This is a genomic window from Streptomyces sp. NPDC043952 (assembly GCF_056435325.1).
Window position 1 is genome coordinate 19,545 of sequence record NZ_JBWKES010000013.1, and the last position, 13,742, is coordinate 33,286.

Below are 13,742 nucleotides of genomic sequence, written 5' to 3' on the forward strand. Positions count from 1 at the left end.
CAGTCCGGTGTTCTCATGGCCCCCGGAGTACCCAGGGCGCACCCCCGGAACCGGGCCACCGGATTCCGGCGCCATGGCTCCCCCTCTGCGGCTCTCCTTGCTACGGCTCCCCGGCCCACGGCCCCTCCCCCGGCGCCTCCGTCGCGGGCAGCCGCAGGGTGAACACCGCGCCCGCGCCGGGCTCGCTCGTGGCCCGCGCCGTGCCGCCGTGCGCGGCGAGCAGCTGGCGGACGATCGGGAGGCCGAGGCCGCTGCCTCCCGTGCGGCGGCTGCGGGACTTCTCGGCGCGCCAGAAACGTTCGAAGACATGCGGCAGATCCCCGGCGGCGATGCCGGAGCCGGTGTCGGCGACGGTGAGCACGGCGTCGGCGCCGTCCCGGCGGGCTTCGAGGGTGACGGTGCCGCCGGCCGGGGTGTGCCGCAGCGCGTTGGAGACGAGGTTGCCGAGCACCTGCCGCATCCGTACCGGGTCGGCGTCCAGCCAGACCGCGGGCCCGGCCCCGGTCACCAGCGCGACCCCGGCCGCGTCGGCGGCCACCCGGTGGGCGGCGGCGACCTGCCCGAACAGCTCGGCGGCGGACAGCGGTTCACGGTGCAGGCGCAGGGTGCCCGCGTCGGCGGCGGCGAGGTCCTGGAGGTCGTCGATGATCCGCTGGAGGACGAGCGCCTCCTCGTGCAGGGAGTCCAGCAGGCCCGGATCAGGCTCGACGACGCCGTCGCGCATCACCTCCAGCCAGCCGCGGATGTTGGTGAGCGGGCTGCGCAGTTCGTGCGCGATGTCGCTGACCATGGCCTTGCGCTGGGCCTCCAGGCGCTCGCGGCGCTCGGTGAGTTCGTTGAACGCCTCGGCGAGGATGCCGGTCTCGTCGTGCGTGGTCACCGGCACCCTGACGTGCTGCTCGGGCGGCGCCTGGGCGGCCTCGGTCAGCGCGCGCAGCGGCCGTACCAGCCGGATGGCGACGGCGGCGCCCGCCGCGACGGTGACGGCGAGGACCAGTCCGGCAGCGGAGACCACCTTGGACTTGTTCGCCGGGGAGATGTCGAAGCGGGCGGGGCTCTGGTCGCCGATGCCGAGGAACAGGTCGGCGGCCGGGGCGACATAGGGCTCCAGTTGGGCGCGGCGGGCGCTGAGCACACAGTTCTGGGCCGAGCGCGCGCTCGCGTCCTTGTCCTGGCCCGCGAGCTTGGGGAGCAGGGGGCCACCGCCGAAGTGGTCCTTGCTGCCCGGATCGACGGCGAGGAAGAGGGGGCCGTCGCCGACGTCGAGGCCCGCCTGCCGCAGACAGGGGCGGGCGAGCCCGGACAGCGTGTCCAGGGCGCGGGTCTCGGTGGGCGTGGCCGCGCGCAGCCGGGCGTCCTCGCATGCCGGCACGCCGTAGCCGGACGGGTCGGTGCCGTCGGAGCCGGTGAGCAGGGGGCGTCCGCTGGGGGTGCGCCGGGTGGTGAGCCGGAGGCCGTAGCGGGCGTAGCACCGCTTGCTGCGGGCGGCCAGGGCATCCAGTCCTGCGCGTTCCTTCGCGGGCAGCCGGTAGGGGCCGACGGCGCGCGGGTCGATGCCGCCGAGCTGGGCGCCGGTCTCGCTGTAGGTGTCGGTGCGCAGCGGGTCGACGCTCGCGGCGGGCCGGGGCGGCAGCGGGGTGCCGCGCGGCGCGGAGTCCGCGACGAGGGTCCGGTCGGGGGTGGTGAGGGCGATCCGGCGGCCGGTCCGCGCGGCCAGTTCCCGCACCGAGCGCTGGACGCCGGACCAGTCGGAGTGGGTGGCCGCGTATCCGCTGAGCTGGGCGAGGATGCTGTTGTCGGCGGCCAGGTCCTGGCCCTGTTCCTCCTTGAGGGCGCTGGTGGTGGTGGTCACCGCGAGCCAGGCGGTGGCCGCCACCGAGCAGACGGCGATCAGGGCGGAGACGGACAGCAGCCGGACCAGGAGCCGCTTGCGCAGCGGGATCCGGCGCCGGGCGCCCTGCCGCGTGCGGGGTCTCACAGCCGGCCGCTGAGCTTGTAGCCCACGCCGAACACGGTGAGCAGCCGTACCGGACGCCGGGAGTCGGCCTCTATCTTGCGGCGCAGGTTCATGATGTGGACGTCGACGGCCCGTTCGGTGGAGGACCGGTCGAAGCCGCGGGTGCGGTGCAGGAGTTGGCGCCGGGTGAACACGCGGTCCGGCTCGGCCGCCATCGCCAGCAGGATCTGGAACTCGGCCGGGGTGACGTCCACCGGCACGCCGTCGCAGCGTACTTGGTGCCGTCCGGGATCGACGCTGAGCCCGGCGGCCCGCACCACCGGGTCCTCGCCGCGGGCGCCGGTGCCCCGCCCGCTGCGGCGCAGCACCGTCCGGATGCGGGCCATCAGCTCGCGCGGGCTGTACGGCTTGGTGAGGTAGTCGTCGGCGCCCAGTTCGAGGCCGAGCAGCAGATCGTCCTCGCCGGAGCGGGCGGTCAGCATCACCACGGGGACGTCCAGTTCACCGCCTTCGCCGCGCAGTTCGCGGCAGACGCCGAAGCCGTCCAGGACCGGCAGCATCAGGTCGAGGACGAGGAGATCGGGCCGCAGCCGGCGGGCGGTGGCGAGCGCCGCCGCGCCGTCGTGCACCACCGTCGCGGTGTGACCCTCGGCCAGCAGGGAGCGGCGGATCAGTTCGGCCTGTTTCTCGTCGTCCTCGGCGACCAGCACATGTGCGCACACGGTTGCGGATCCTAGACGGCTCAGGCGGCGAGCCAGTCGGCGTACCCCATGGCGACGACCGGGTGCCGGGCCGGGTCGAGGGTGCGCAGCAGGTCCTTCATGTGCGCCTTGGAGACGCTGACGCAGCCGTGGGTGGGGCCGCCGTGGTCGACGTGCAGCCAGACTCCGCCGCCGCGTCTGGCGCCGAGGGGGCGGGTCCAGTCCAGCGGGGAGGTGCCGGGCTTGCGGTTGTAGTCGATGGCGATGACGTAGTCGAAGCAGCCGTCCAGGGGCTCGCCCTCGAAGCCGGTGCCGGGCGAGTGGAATCCGGCGGACTGGTGGTACGGCAGCTTGCTGCCGGGGTCGGGCAGCAGGCCCCCGGCGTCGGAGAGGGTGTACACGCCGAGCGGGGAGCGCAGGTCGCCCAGCATGTGGTGGGCGCTCCAGCCGCGCAGTGCGTTGTGCGCGGGCCAGCTCGGGCCCGCCTGCCAGCCGTCGGCGGTGCGCTGGTGCAGGACGACCGTGCACTGGGGGGAGTTGGGACCGCGCCCGGTGGCGACGACGGCCTGGGTGCACTGCTCCGGTATCGCCGCGGACCGGGTGGGCCCGAGTCCGGGTATGCCCCGAGCGGCCTGTTCGGCCTGCGAGGTGGTGCCGGACGCGGGCGCGGGCCGGGTGGGCCGCGTCCGGCGCCCGGCCTCCCCGCCGCTCGCGCCGCAGCCGGTGAGCAGCAGCGGGGAGGCGAGGAGGGAGAGAGCGGTTCTGCGGTTGATCATGCTGTCGAGCTTGGCGGACGGTTATGTGGAATCGGTAAGAATTCAGGCCTTCTTGGGCTTGCCCTTCGTGAACAGCCAGGTGTGGAACAGGGAGTCCAGCGGCTTGCCGGACTTCTGCTCGGCGAGCCGGACGAACTGCGCGGTGGTGCCGTGTCCGTCGCGGTGTCCGGCGGCCCAGGCGCGCAGGATCGCGAAGAATGTCCGGTCGCCGACCGCCTTGCGCAGCTCGTGCAGGGCCATGGCGCCGCGGTCGTAGACCGGGGTGCCGAAGATGTTCGCGCCGCTGCCCGGGTCGCCGGGCGGGTAGGCCCACAGGTCGTTGCCCGCCGGGCGGGCGTAGAGGCCGTCGAAGGTCTGCTGGGCGCTGGCGCCGCCGTGCTGCTCCTCGTAGAGCCACTCGGCGTAGGTGGCGAAGCCCTCGTTGAGCCAGATGTCCTTCCAGGAGGTCAGCGACACCGAGTCGCCGAACCACTGGTGGGCGCTCTCGTGCACGAGGGTGTCGATGTCGGGCGCGGAGTCGTAGAGCGGGCGGGTCTGCGTCTCCAGGGCGTAGCCGACGTCCGCGTGGTCCACGATGGCGCCTGCGGACCTGAACGGGTAGGGCCCGAACAGCTTGCTCTCCCACTCCAGGACCGAGGGGAGTTTTTCGAGCACCGGGGCCGCGGCCCTGGCCTCGCGGGGATCGACGGCGTTGTAGACCCGGATGCCGTCGCGGGTGGTGTACTGCGTGACCTGGAAGGTGCCGATGGTGGCGGTGGCGAGGTAGGCGGCCATGGGCTGGGTCTCGCGCCAGCGGAAGGTGGTCCGGCCCTGGGCGGTGCGCTGTCCGAGCAGGGCGCCGTTGGCGACGGCGGTGCGGCCCCGGGGCACGGTGATCGTGAAGTCGTACGACGACTTGTCCTTGGGGTGGGCGTTGGCCGGGAACCACGTCATCGCGCCCTGCGGCTCGCCCGCGACGAACGCGCCGTCGTCGGTGGGGATCCAGCCGTCCGCCGAGCCGTCGGGGTCGGTGACGGGCTTGGGGGTGCCGTGGTAGGCGACGGTGACCTCGAAGTCCTGGCCGGTGCGCAGGGCGTGGCGCGGGGTGACGACGAGTTCCTGCCCGGAGCGCTTGACGCCCGCGGCGGCGCGGTCGACCGTGACGCCGTCGACCGTCAGCCCCGAGAGGTCGAGGTCGAAGCGGGTGAGCGGCTGGGTGGCGCGGGCGGTGAGGACCGCGGTGCCGTCCAGTCGGCCGCCGCTGTGGTAGCTCAGTGTGAGGCCGTAATGGCGCACGTGGTAGCCGCCGTTGCCGCTGAGCGGGAAGTACGGGTCGCCCGCGCCGGCCGCGCCGGTGGTGCCCGCGCCGGCCGGTCCGGCGGCACCGACGAGCGCTGCCACGGCGACGGGCACGGTGGCGAGCACCGCCCTGCGGCCGAGGACCGTGGTACGACGGCGTGCGGGCTGTCTGCGGGGTGACGTCACGTGCGCTCCTCGGAGGTGGCTGCTGATCGACTGGCCCACAGACTAGAGGCGCCGGTGTCCTCGGGTCTCCCCTCTTTCCCCTCTTGTCGTTCCGGCCGGCCGAGGGTGGTCGGGGCCGGACCGCCGACCGGCATCCTGCCCCTGCCCGCAGTACGCTCGCGGAAAGTGGCCGCTGTCGCGAAGGAAGGGCCCGATCGTGAGCGTGCGGGTGCGCCGGATCTACGAACCGCCCGAGTCCGGCGACGGGCTGCGGGTGCTGGTCGACCGGCTGTGGCCGCGCGGTGTGGCCAAGGAGGCGGCGCACGTGGACGAGTGGCCCAAGGGGCTCACCCCCTCGGCGGAGCTGCGCGCCTGGTTCCACGGCGGCGGGCCGTACGACGAGTTCCGCGCCCGGTACGAGGCGGAGCTGGCCGCCCCCGAGGCCGCCGGGCTGCTCGACGGCCTGCGGGAGTCGGTCCGCGAGGGCCCGGTGACGCTGCTGACGGCGGCGAAGTCCCCGGAGCGCAGCCACGCCCAGGTGCTCCTGGAGCTGCTCGGCGGCTGAGGTCAGCCGGTGTGCCGGGCCGCGTGCCGGCCCGCGGCGCGGCCCGAGAAGAGGCAGCCGCCGAGGAAGGTGCCCTCCAGGGAGTTGTAGCCGTGCACCCCGCCGCCGCCGAACCCGGCCACCTCGCCGGCCGCGTACAGCCCCTCGATCGGCGCGCCGCCGGCGCAGAGGGCGCGCGAGTCGAGGTCGGTCTGGATGCCGCCGAGCGTCTTGCGGGTCAGCACATGCATCCGTACGCCGATCAGCGGGCCGGCGGCCGGGTCCAGCAGGCGGTGCGGCGCGGCCACCCGGCCGAGCCGGTCGCCGAGGTAGCGGCGGGCGTTGCGGATGCCCTGGATCTGGGAGTCCTTGCTGTAGGGGTTGGCGATCTGGAGGTCGCGGGCCTCGATCTGGCGGCGCACCCCGGCCGGGTCCAGCAGCGGCTGTCCGGCGAGGCGGTTCATCTTCTCGACCAGCCGCTCCAGGCTGTCCGCGGTGACGAAGTCGGCGCCCTTGTCGAGGAATGCCCGGACCGGTGCGGGCGCGCCCTTGCCGAGGACGCGGGCGCGCACCACCGCCTTGCGGTCCCTGGCCGTGATGTCGGGGTTCTGCTCGGAGCCGGAGAGCGCGAACTCCTTCTCGATGATCTTCCGGGTGAGGATGAACCAGGAGTGGTCGTAGCCCGCGATGTCCTCGGTGGTGCGCAGGTACTTGAGCGTGCCGAGGGTGTCGTAGCCGGGCAGGCAGGGGTCGGGCAGCCGGCGGCCGAGGGCGTCCAGCCAGATGGCGGAGGGGCCGGGCAGGATGCGGATGCCGTGGCCGGGCCAGATCGGGTCCCAGTTCTGGAGTCCCTCGGTGTAGTGCCACATCCGGTCCCGGTTGACCAGGCGTACGCCGGCCGCCGCGCTAATGTCGAGCATCCGGCCGTCCACATGGGCGGGGACGCCGGTGACCATCCGGGCGGGGGGTGTGCCGAGCCGCGCGGGCCAGTAGCGGCGCACGATGTCGTGGTCGGCGCCGATGCCGCCGGTGGTGAGGACGACGGCCTGGGCGGTGAGTTCGAAGTCGCCGGCGCGCTCGCGGCTGGAGGCGACGCCGCGCGGGGAGTCGTCGGCGGCGAGCAGGGTGCCGCGCACGCCGCGGGCGGTGCCGTCCTCGATGACCAGCTCGTCCACCCGGTGGCGGTGGTGGAAGGCGAGCAGTCCGTCGCGGGCGGCCTGCCGGGCATACCGGACGAAGGGCTCGACCACTCCGGTGCCGGTGCCCCAGGCGATGTGGAAGCGGGGCACGGAGTTGCCGTGCCCGTCGGCCCTGAGGTCGCCGCGCTCGGCCCAGCCGACGGTGGGCAGCAGTTCGATGCCGTGTCCCTGGAGCCAGGACCGCTTCTCGCCGGCCGCGAACTCCACGTAGGCGCGGGCCCAGCGCACCGCCCAGGAGTCCTCGTCCTCGGTCCGGTCGAACCGCGCGCTGCCGCGCCAGTCGCTCCAGGCCAGGTCGAGGGAGTCCTTGATGCCGATGCGGCGCTGTTCGGGCGAGTCCACGAGGAAGAGGCCGCCGAAGGACCAGTACGCCTGGCCGCCGAGGTTGGCGGCGTTCTCCTGGTCGACGAGGGCCACCCGGCGTCCCCGGCGGGTGAGTTCGTGGGCGGCGACCAGGCCGGCGAGGCCCGCTCCGACGACGATGACGTCCGCGTCCATGGCGTGGGGGTCCTTCCTCAGTGGGTGGAGGTGGCGGGGGCGGTGCCGTCCGTGAGCAGCGCGGTGAGCAGCTGCTTGAGCCAGCGACGGGCGTGTCCGACGTCCTTGTCCAGCAGGAGCTGGGTGGTGACGCCGTCGTACGCCGCGACGACGGCGTGCGCGGCGCCGGCCGTGTCGCCGAGCACGGCGGGCAGCGCGGTGTGGCCGCGGGCCCGGAAGAGGCGGTCGGCGACGGCCTCCCGGAGCCGGGCGCGATGGCCGAGCAGGACGCGGGCGACCCGCGGGTCACGGGCCGCGTGCACCAGGAAGTCGGTCTTCACCAGCAGCCAGTCCACGTCGAGCAGCAGCACCTCGGTGACGCGGTCCACGGCGGCCGGTACGTCCAGCTCGGGGCCGTCCTCGGCGAGGGCGTTTGCGACCTGGGCGGCGATGAGGTCGGCGCGCTCCTGGTAGAGGGCGAAGAACAGCTCGTCCAGGGTGGCGAAGTTGGAGTAGAAGGCGCCCCGGCTGTACCCGGCGGCCTCGCAGACCTCCTCGATGGAGACCCGTCCGAACCCCTTGGCCGCGAACACCCGGAACGCGGCGTCCAGCAGCCGGGCGCGGGTCTCCGCCCGGCGCCGGGTGACGCGTTTGGCGGTCTCCCGCATGACGGCACCTCCGTTCGATACGGGAATGTATCCGATACACCGATGTATCGAAAGAGGAGCCAGCCCCGGCTTGTGAGCCGATGATCGTATTAGAACGGCTTTTCGAATAAGGAGTACGCTGGCCTCATGGCCACGCACCTCCAGGGCTCCCTGTTCGACCAGACCGACGAGCTGCGCCTGGGCCCCCTCGGCGGCCTGCGCCGCACCGTGCTCGGCGCCGGTGCCTGGATCGACGTCCTGCCGGGCTGGCTGACCGGCGCCGACGCCCTGTTCGAACGGCTCGCGGCGGAGGTCCCCTGGCGCGCCGAGCAACGCAAGATGTACGACAACGTGGTCGCCGTACCCCGCCTGCTCGCCTTCTACGGCGCCGCGGACCCCCTCCCCCACCCGGTCCTGGACGAGGCCCGTGCCGCTCTGTCCCGGCACTACGCCGAGGAGCTGGGCGAGCCGTTCGCCACCGCCGGGCTGTGCTTCTACCGCGACGGCCGGGACAGCGTGGCCTGGCACGGCGACCGGATCGGCAGGGGCGCCCGGCAGGACACCATGGTCGCGATCCTCTCCGTGGGCGAGCCCCGCGATCTGCTGCTGCGCCCGGCCGGCGGGGGTGGCGAAACGGTACGGCGGCCGCTCGGGCACGGCGATCTGATCGTGATGGGCGGCTCCTGCCAGCGCACCTGGGAGCACTGCGTGCCCAAGACGGCGCGGGCGGCGGGACCCCGGATCAGCATCCAGTTCCGGCCGCACGGCGTGCGCTGAGGCATCCCACCCCCTTGCGGCCCCCCGGTGAACGATCTGATTGGCTGTCCTCCCGACGATCACTGGCACTCGGGCGCGGAGAGACCATGCGGGCAGAGGTACACCAAGTCGCCGACGGCACCTACCTGGTGCACGGCAACAACGTCAACTGGGTGATCCTGAAGGACGGGAGCGACCTCACCCTGATCGACACCGGGTATCCCGGCGACCGTCCGGGGATCCTGGAATCCCTCGCGGCGGTGGGCGGTTCGCCCGAGGCGGTCTCCGCCGTGCTGATCACCCACGCGCACAACGACCACCTGGGCTCCGCCGAGTACCTGCGTGCCACGCACGGCACGCCCGTCTACCTGCATCCGGCCGAAGTCCCGCACGCCCGGCGGGAGTTCCTGCACCAGGCCACTCTCGGCGACGTGGTCCGCAACGCCTGGCGGCCGGGCATGCTGCCCTGGGCCGCGCACGTCATCAAGGTCGGCGGCATGGAACAGCACCCGGTGACCGCGCCCGAGCCGTTCCCCGGCGCGGGCGCGCTCGATCTGCCGGGCCGCCCGGTGCCCGTGCACACCCCCGGCCACACCGACGGGCACTGCGTCTACCACCTGCCCGAGGCCGGCATCGTGATCTCCGGCGACGCCCTGGTCAGCGGGCACGCCGTGTCCCGCGTCAAGGGGCCGCAGCTGCTGCCCTGCTTCTTCCACCACGAGCGCGGCGAGGTGCTGGCCTCCCTGGACGTGATCGCCGGCCTGGACGGCGACACCCTGCTGCCCGGCCACGGCCCGGTCCACCGGGGCGCGGTGCGCGCCGCCGCCGAACAGGCTCGGGACCGGGCAGGCCGTAAGTACCGTACGCCTGCCCGGAGTTGAGGCCGGTCAGTCGTGCGGGACCACCGCCACCGGGCAGTCCGCGTGGTGCAGCACCCCGTGCGCGACCGAGCCGATGCGGGCGCCGACGGCGGTGCGGTGGGCCCGGCGGCCGACGACCATCAGCTGGGCGCGGCCGGCGAGCGACAGCAGCACCTGCCCGGCGCTGCCCATCTCCACCTGCTCCGCCACCGGCACCGCGGGGAACCGCTCGCGCCAGGGCCGCAGCGCGTCGGCCAGCGCCTGCTTCTCGTACGGCTCCAGGCCCCCGGCCTCGTCCAGCAGCCTGAGCGAGCCGGGGCTGTAGGCGAAGACCGGGGGCAGGGTCCAGGCCCGCACGGCACGAACGGTGGCGCCGCGGGCCGCGGCCGTCTCGAAGGCGAAGCGCAGCGCGGCGGCGCTGTCCCCGGCGTCGCCCTGCTGGCCGACCACCACCTCGCGTCCGGCGGCCTCCAGGGCGGCGCGGTCGCCGGCGCGCACCAGCACCACGGGCCGGGTGACCTCCGCGATGACGTGCTGTCCCACCGAGCCAAGCAGGAAGCCGACGACCGGCCCGTGCCCGCGCGAGCCCAGGACCAGCAGCTCCGCGTCGCGGGCCGCGCGGCCCAGCGCCTGCACGGCGTCCTCCTCGACCACGTCGACGCTCACCGTGAGCTTTGGATGCCGCCCGGCGACCTGGCGCACCGCCTGCGCGACGCCCTGCTCGACCCACCCGCGCTGGGTGTCCCGGCCGGCCCCGGCGACCCTCTCCGCGTGGCGCCAGGCGTGCAGGACCCGCAGGGGCAGCCCCCGGCGCACGGCCTCCCTGGCCGCCCAGTCCAACGCGGCCAGGGACTCCTCCGTGCCGTCGAGACCTGCCGTGATCGCCCGTGTCATCCGTGGCCTCCTCGTGGTGCCGACCGTTCGTGCCGCTGCTGCCCACTATCGGGCACCGCGCGCCCCACGCGTACCCCGGCCCTCGGAGCGGACCCGGCGGGAGTCAGCGCGCGCAGTCGAGGCGCTTCAGGTCGACGGCGTCGGCGAGGGCGCGCATGCCCCGGTCGTCCGGGTGCAGATGGTCGCCGCCGTCGTACCGGGGTCGCAGGCGGGCGGGGTCGCGGGGGTCGCGCAGGGCCCGGTCGAAGTCGGCGACGGCGTCGAACTCCCCGCGCGTGCGCAGGTAGTCGTTGACCTCGCGGCGCACGGCGTCGGCCTCGCGGTCCCACTCCGGCCAGCCCTTGAACGGGGTGATGGTGGCGGCCATCACGCACAGGTGCGCCGCGTGCGCCCGGTGCGCCAACTGCCGGTATCCGGCGATCAGTCGGGCCGCGGTGACGCCGGTGTGGTCCTTGAGGTCGTTGACGCCCGCCAAGAGGACGACGGTGCGCACACCGGGCTGGGACAGCACGTCCCGGTCCAGGCGGTGTCCGATGCTCTGCCCGGCGCCGTCCCCGGCGCCGTCGGTGAGCAGCTTGTCGCCCGATATGCCCTCGTCGGCCACGCCCTGGAGGGCGCCGCGGGCCGTGTGCAGGCGCCGGGCCAGGTAGTCGGGCCAGCGGCGGTTGCGGTCGGGGGTGGAGTGCCGGCCGTCGGTGAGGGAGTCGCCGAGCGCGGCCACGGCACCGGTGGCCGGGCGGTCGGGGCGTACGGCGACGGCGTCGAGGTACCACCAGGAGCCGGTGGTACCCGTCCAGCGGGTACCACCGTCCCCGGCGGTGAGGTCGCCACCCAGCCCCGTGTACGAGGTCTGGAGGGCCAGCTGGTGGCCGCTGGCCGGTCCCGCGGCGCCGGGGGTGCGCAGGCTCACCGCGAGGTCGGCGCCGGCGGGCACCCGGCCGGGCAGCGGGTCGCTCCAGGCGACGGAGCCGGCGGGGACCGTGACGCGGTGGGCGCCGCCGAAGGTGACGACGTGGTTGCCGCCGGGGCGCAGGGCGGCGCCGCGGGCGCGCAGGCCGGCGTAGACGTGGTCGAGGGTCAGCGGGTGGTCGCCGAAGGCGTTGGTGAAGCGGATCCGCGGTGCGCTGCCGCCGACGCTGGTGTGCACGATCATCCGGTACTGCGCGCCGGGTACGCCCACGCCCAGGCGTTCGGCGCTCGCCGCCCAGGTGAGCACGCCGGAGGGCCGGCTGGGGGCGCCGGACAGGCCCACCGACTGGCGGGCGGGCCCGGCTTGGCAGGCGGCGGCCGTCAGCAGGGCGGCGGCGAGGCACAGGCCGCGCCCGGTCCGGCCGTTCACGAGGCGCCCGGCCCATCGGAACCCGGCCGGATGCCCGCGGCCGTACCCGCGTATCCCACGCACGTCATGGTCCCGCCGCGGGGACGGCTCCGCACCTCGGCGGGTGGTCATCCGGGGGTCCTCCTCGTCCGCTCGTCCTCGTCCTCGGCGCCGGCGGCGCCGGACGGTCCGGTTGCCCCGCACGGGCCCGGACATGCGGATGCCCCGCGCGGGGGCGGGGCATCCGGTCGTGCGCGGGGCCGTCAGTGCCTGGCGGCCGGCGTGTTCGCGGCGGTCACATTGACCGCCGCCCACGCCTGGTTCACCGTCTTGTACTCGGTGCTGTTCGCGCCGTACAGGTCCTTGGCTGCCTGGAGCGTCGCGACGCGCGCGTCGTGGAAGTCGGTGGTGGAGACCATGTAGCGGGTCAGCGCACGGTAGAAGATGGCGGTGGCCTTGGTGCGGCCGATGCCCTTCACCGTGGACTTGTTGTACGTCGGCGAGTCGTATGCCACGCCGTTGATCGTCTTCTTGCCGCTGCCCTCCGCGAGGAGGTAGTAGGCGTGCGAGGAGACACCGGAACCGGCGTGCACCTCGGTGTCGTAGGCGGCCGGCGACCAGTAGTCGATCGTGCCTTCGAGCTTGTCCAGCGAGGGGTGGTCCAGGCGGCGCAGGAACTTCTGCGACAGGCCCAGCTTCTCGCCGATCAGGTAGTCGGGCTTGTCCTGCTTGTTGTTGGCGTAGAACTCGACGTTGGAGCCGAAGATGTCCGCCAGCGACTCGTTGAGCGCGCCCGGCTCGCCGAACTGGTTGCCGTCGGAGTCGACGTAGGTCGGCTCCAGCTTGGCGGTCGCGTCCACCACGCCGTGGGTCAGCTCGTGACCGGTGACGTCGAGGACGACCAGCGGCTTCTTGAAGGTCCGCCCGTCACCGTCGCCGTAGAGCATGCAGGTGCAGGTCGGGTCCCAGAAGGCGTTGGCGACCTTGCTGCCCCAGTGCACCAGGCCGTGGGCGGCCTTGCCGTTGCCGGCGATGCCCTTGCGGCCGAACGTCTTCTTGTAGAAGTCCAGCGTCTTGGTGATGCCGTACTGGGCGTCGGCGGCGGCGCTGGCCCGGTTGGCGGTCGTGCCGTTGCCCCACACGTTGGTGGTGGCGGTGAACTTCGTGCCGGCGCCGAAGCTCTCCGTGGTCTTGCCCTTGGCGTCGCGCACCTCGGTGCCGTACCGGCTCGGGTCGGCGAGCTGGTAGTGGCCGCGCGAGGTCTGCGTGGTGGTGAGACCGACGCTGCCGTCGTAGAGGGTCTTGCCGGTGCCGTTCGCGGCGGACGGGTAGGCCGACTTGACGCCGGTGGGGGCGTCGGCGCGGCCGAGGGCGGCGGCGCGGGCGGCACCCGTGCTCGGGGTGGCCGTCACGCCCTGCCGCTGGAGGCTCTTGACGAGCTTCGGCGACAGGAACTGGTCGCTGTCGGGCGTGTTGCTGCGCACCTTGCCGGTGACGGCGTCGACCACGACGGTGCTGGTGCCGTCCTGGTCGGTCACGGTGACCTGGTAGGCGAGCGCGGAGGCGCCGTCGCGGGCGTCCACGACGAGCTGGGCGGTGCCCGCCTCGCCCTTGGCCGCCTGCGCGGCCTTGGCGGCGGCCTGATGGGCGGTCAGCTTGGCCTTGGCGGCGGCGGCCGGCTTGACGGTCTGGTCGGCGGCACGGGTCACGCCCGTGTAGGCGAGCTTGTGGTCGAGGTGGACCACGAGGTCGCCGCCGAGCACCGGCAGGCCGTTGTGGGTGCGCTCGAAGCGGACGTGCCGGGCGCCCTCGGGGTCCAGCATGACGTCCTGGGCCTGGAGTTCGTCACCCGTGGACACGCCGGTCGCGGACGCGTGCGCGAAGGCCGCGGCACGGGCCGCGGTCACCACGGCGGCGCTGTCGGTGACGGACGCGACGGAGCGCGCCTCCCCCGTCGTGGGTCCCGCGAAGGCCGTGCCGGCCAGGCCCGTGGCGGCCGTCGCCACCGCGACGGCGACCGCCACTGAGCGTATGTGCGGTTTACGCAATCTGATCAGGGTTCCTTCTGTGAAGGGCGGCGCGAACCGTCAACCGCCCTGTGACATGGCGCGCTTCGGCGCCACGGGGCTGGTCGGGCCCCGAAGGCTCACCCTTACGGATCAGTCATGAG

The 13,742-nt window shown here is 74.0% G+C and carries 12 protein-coding genes; 3 read left to right on the forward strand and 9 right to left on the reverse strand.

Annotation, left to right across the window (positions count from 1 at the left end):
- Positions 1–100: 100 nt before the first annotated feature.
- The 4 genes from AC069R_RS17120 to AC069R_RS17135 are packed head-to-tail and all read right to left on the reverse strand — an operon-like array spanning position 101 to position 4,898.
- Positions 101–1,978: a sensor histidine kinase gene (locus tag AC069R_RS17120; RefSeq protein ID WP_478767595.1), complete on the reverse strand. Its 1,878-nt coding sequence runs from the start codon at positions 1,976–1,978 to the stop codon at positions 101–103.
- A complete protein-coding gene (locus AC069R_RS17125) occupies positions 1,975–2,679 on the reverse strand; it encodes a response regulator transcription factor (RefSeq protein WP_478767596.1) in 705 nt (234 codons plus the stop codon). Before AC069R_RS17125 ends, AC069R_RS17120 begins: the two co-directional genes overlap by 4 nt.
- Before the next feature lie 20 nt (positions 2,680–2,699).
- Positions 2,700–3,434, reverse strand: coding sequence for a L,D-transpeptidase family protein (locus AC069R_RS17130; protein WP_478767597.1), 735 nt, complete (start codon positions 3,432–3,434; stop codon positions 2,700–2,702).
- 42 nt (positions 3,435–3,476) lie between these two features.
- Entirely contained in the window at positions 3,477–4,898 is a 1,422-nt protein-coding gene (locus tag AC069R_RS17135; RefSeq protein ID WP_478767598.1) for a M1 family metallopeptidase, read from the reverse strand.
- A 196-nt stretch (positions 4,899–5,094) separates the two neighbouring features.
- Between AC069R_RS17135 and AC069R_RS17140 the strand changes: the two genes are divergently transcribed.
- Positions 5,095–5,442, forward strand: coding sequence for a DUF488 domain-containing protein (locus tag AC069R_RS17140; RefSeq protein ID WP_478767599.1), 348 nt, complete (start codon positions 5,095–5,097; stop codon positions 5,440–5,442).
- A 2-nt stretch (positions 5,443–5,444) separates the two neighbouring features.
- Here AC069R_RS17140 and AC069R_RS17145 read toward each other — a convergent pair whose 3' ends face one another.
- Together AC069R_RS17145 and AC069R_RS17150 are read right to left on the reverse strand one after the other, a co-directional pair.
- A complete protein-coding gene (locus AC069R_RS17145; protein WP_478767600.1) occupies positions 5,445–7,118 on the reverse strand; it encodes an FAD-binding dehydrogenase in 1,674 nt (557 codons plus the stop codon).
- Between the two features lie 17 nt (positions 7,119–7,135).
- A complete protein-coding gene (locus tag AC069R_RS17150; protein WP_478767601.1) occupies positions 7,136–7,765 on the reverse strand; it encodes a TetR/AcrR family transcriptional regulator in 630 nt (209 codons plus the stop codon).
- Positions 7,766–7,891: 126 nt separating this feature from the next.
- Between AC069R_RS17150 and AC069R_RS17155 the strand changes: the two genes are divergently transcribed.
- On the forward strand, positions 7,892–8,521 hold the full coding sequence (locus AC069R_RS17155; protein ID WP_478767602.1) for an alpha-ketoglutarate-dependent dioxygenase AlkB: 630 nt from the start codon (positions 7,892–7,894) through the stop codon (positions 8,519–8,521).
- Between the two features lie 86 nt (positions 8,522–8,607).
- Positions 8,608–9,381 (forward strand): MBL fold metallo-hydrolase, encoded by a 774-nt coding sequence (locus AC069R_RS17160; RefSeq protein WP_478767603.1) that lies wholly within the window; start codon positions 8,608–8,610, stop codon positions 9,379–9,381.
- Positions 9,382–9,387: 6 nt separating this feature from the next.
- Here the strand turns inward: AC069R_RS17160 and AC069R_RS17165 are convergent, their stop codons facing one another.
- The 3 genes from AC069R_RS17165 to AC069R_RS17175 all read right to left on the reverse strand — a co-directional run bounded on the left by AC069R_RS17165 (position 9,388) and on the right by AC069R_RS17175 (position 13,596).
- Entirely contained in the window at positions 9,388–10,254 is an 867-nt protein-coding gene (locus AC069R_RS17165) for a universal stress protein (protein WP_478767604.1), read from the reverse strand.
- 103 nt (positions 10,255–10,357) lie between these two features.
- A complete protein-coding gene (locus AC069R_RS17170; protein ID WP_478767723.1) occupies positions 10,358–11,593 on the reverse strand; it encodes an SGNH/GDSL hydrolase family protein in 1,236 nt (411 codons plus the stop codon).
- A gap of 242 nt (positions 11,594–11,835) precedes the next feature.
- On the reverse strand, positions 11,836–13,596 hold the full coding sequence (locus AC069R_RS17175; RefSeq protein ID WP_478767605.1) for a M4 family metallopeptidase: 1,761 nt from the start codon (positions 13,594–13,596) through the stop codon (positions 11,836–11,838).
- Positions 13,597–13,742 lie beyond the last annotated feature (146 nt).